Consider the following 2,670-nt stretch of genomic DNA (forward strand, 5'->3'; position numbering starts at 1 on the left):
AACAGCAGCTCCGCCCCTGCCTTGATAACCACGGGCGCCAGCTCGCGGGCGTGTTGCGGGGACACGCGCACGGCGACGGTCACGCCGGAATCGCGGACCTGCGCGATGCGCTCGGCCAACAGCTCCTCGTTTAGGGGTGCTGCGTGCAGCTCCTGCAGCGTAGACAGGTCACCGAAGTTCTCCGTCACGCGGGCAATCGCACCCTCCAAGTCCTCGTGACGGCCCCACAGGCCTTCCGCGTTGATAACACCCAGGCCGCCCTGCTTGCCCATCTCGATAACAAACTCGGGCGTGGCCAACGCGTCGGTCGGCGCCGAAACGAACGGGACGTCGAAGGTGTAGGCATCGATGTGCCACGAGGTGTCCACGTCCTTGGAGGAACGGGTGCGGCGAGTCGGCACCAGGGAAATCTGGTTCAGGTCATAGGTACGGCGAGCCTCACGGCCCACACCGATTTCTACGTAATCGCGCATGATTAGTCCTTAGCGGTAGTTCGGAGCTTCGACGATCTGCTGAAGGTGGTGCGGGTGAGACTCCTTGAGGCCCGCAGCGGTGATCTGGACAAACTGCTTGGTCTTGAGCTCGGCCAGGGTGGCGGAGCCTGTATAGCCCATGGAGGCGCGCAGGCCGCCGACAATCTGGTGCACGATGGCATCGATGTCACCGCGGAATGGCACGCGTCCCTCCACGCCTTCCGGCACCAGCTTGTCCTCGCTCTTCACGTCAGCCTGGAAGTAGCGGTCCTTGGAGTAGGAGCGCTTCTCCCCGGATAGGCCACGGCCCTGCATGGCGCCCATGGAGCCCATGCCACGGTAGCGCTTGTACTGCTTGCCCTGGACCACAACGATGTCACCCGGCGCTTCCGTGGTGCCGGCCAGCATGGAGCCCAGCATGACGGTATCGGCGCCGGCAGCCAATGCCTTGGCGATGTCACCGGAGTACTGCATACCGCCGTCACCAATAACCGGCACACCCGCCGGTCCAGCCACCGCGGCGGCCTCCATGATGGCGGTGATCTGCGGGGCACCCACGCCAGCCACCACGCGCGTGGTGCAAATGGAACCCGGGCCAATGCCAACCTTGATGGCGTCGGCACCGGCCTCAATCATGTCGCGGGCCGCAGCACGAGTGGCCAAGTTGCCGCCGATGACGTCAACGCGGTCGCCGAAGTCCTTCTGCACGCGGGAAACCATCTCCAACACACGGTTGTTGTGGGCGTGGGCGGAGTCGACGACGAGGACGTCCACGTCGGCGTCGACAAGCTGGCCCGCGCGCTGATAGGACTCCTCACCAGTGCCAATGCCGGCGGCCACGAGTAGGCGCCCAGAAGCATCCTTGGAGGCGTTGGGGAACTGCTCAGTCTTGACAAAGTCCTTGACGGTGATAAGGCCGACGAGCTTGTTCTCATCGTTGACGATGGGCAGCTTCTCCACCTTGTTGGCGGACAGCAGCTCCAGCGCCTCCTCCTTGCTGACGCCCTCCTTGGCCACGACGAGCGGCATCGGCGTCATAATCTCGGAGACCTTGCGGGAGAAATCCGGCTCGAAGCGCATGTCACGGTTGGTGCAGATACCCACGAGGGTGCCCTGCTTATCGACGACCGGCAGGCCCGAAATCCGGAACCGCGCGCACAGCGTGTCGACTTCATCGATGGTCATGTCCGGGGAAGCCGTGACCGGGTCGGTCACCATGCCGGATTCGGAGCGCTTGACAATCTCTACCTGCTGCGCCTGATCCTCAACTGACAGGTTGCGGTGCAGGACGCCAATACCGCCCTGGCGCGCCATGCCAATGGCCATGCGGGCCTCGGTCACCGTGTCCATCGCGGCGGAAGCCAGGGGCACGCCGAGGCGAATGTTGCGGGTAAATTGCGCCGAGGTATCCACCTCGGAGGGAACGACGTTGGATTCTGCCGGAAGCAGCAGGACATCATCAAAAGTAAGGCCGTAGAGTGCAATCTTGTCGGGGTTGTCTCCGCCGGTGTGGACGTGGCTCATGAGGGTGGGGCTCTCCTAAACTGACCAGATAGTTTTATGCGGTAGCCCTCACTGTAGTGCGTGGACGCCCCGTAGTGGTAGCCGTGGGTAGAGGAATAGGTATCTAAAGGGAATTGCCATGCGCGCACGGAGTCAATAGGCTCGCAGGCGTGAACTTTTTCGCCAACATGCCCCGCGATCCTTTCGCGGACGATCCCAACGACCCAGCTTCCTTCCTCGAGGAAGAGGACCACGTCGAGCCGCTGTCCGAAGAGGACCGTCTCGCCGTCATCCACGATCTGGCCATGGTCCAGGAGTTCGCGCGCGTTCTCAGCCCGCGCGGCATCGACGGCATCTTCTTTTTCTGCGAGGACTGCGAGGAGAACCACTTCTACGAGTGGGACATCATGGCCTCCAACATGCAGGCCACACTGGCAGGGCAGCTCGCCCCTGTCCACGAGCCGGGCGCGGAGCCGGACCCCATGCGCTACGTCCCGTGGGATTATGCGGTGGGCTACCTTGACGGCATGGATTCGCGCTACTAACGCGCGGATTAAGGCTTAAGGGACATTTCGTGTGGATTTGCGGCGTGTCGCATTAAGGGACATTTCGTGTGGATTTAAGAGCGTCCGGCCCATCCTTTTCTTACGCCTAAGCTGGGGTTCCACTCATTGTCGATGCCGGTATCGAATGT

The 2,670-nt window shown here is 62.5% G+C and carries 3 protein-coding genes; 1 reads left to right on the top strand and 2 read right to left on the bottom strand.

From position 1 onward, the window contains the following. A partial coding sequence (locus tag RDN59_RS11885; RefSeq protein ID WP_308608014.1) for an IMP dehydrogenase occupies positions 1-473 on the bottom strand: 473 nt, incomplete at its 3' end. Positions 474-482: 9 nt separating this feature from the next. Next, positions 483-1,997: an IMP dehydrogenase gene (gene guaB / locus RDN59_RS11890; protein ID WP_308608015.1), complete on the bottom strand. Its 1,515-nt coding sequence runs from the start codon at positions 1,995-1,997 to the stop codon at positions 483-485. Positions 1,998-2,146: 149 nt separating this feature from the next. Here guaB and RDN59_RS11895 point away from each other — a divergent pair, with 149 nt between their 5' ends. After that, entirely contained in the window at positions 2,147-2,521 is a 375-nt protein-coding gene (locus tag RDN59_RS11895; RefSeq protein ID WP_046648414.1) for a DUF5319 domain-containing protein, read from the top strand. Positions 2,522-2,670 lie beyond the last annotated feature (149 nt).

The organism is uncultured Corynebacterium sp., from assembly GCF_902489365.1.
GTDB lineage: Bacteria > Actinomycetota > Actinomycetes > Mycobacteriales > Mycobacteriaceae > Corynebacterium.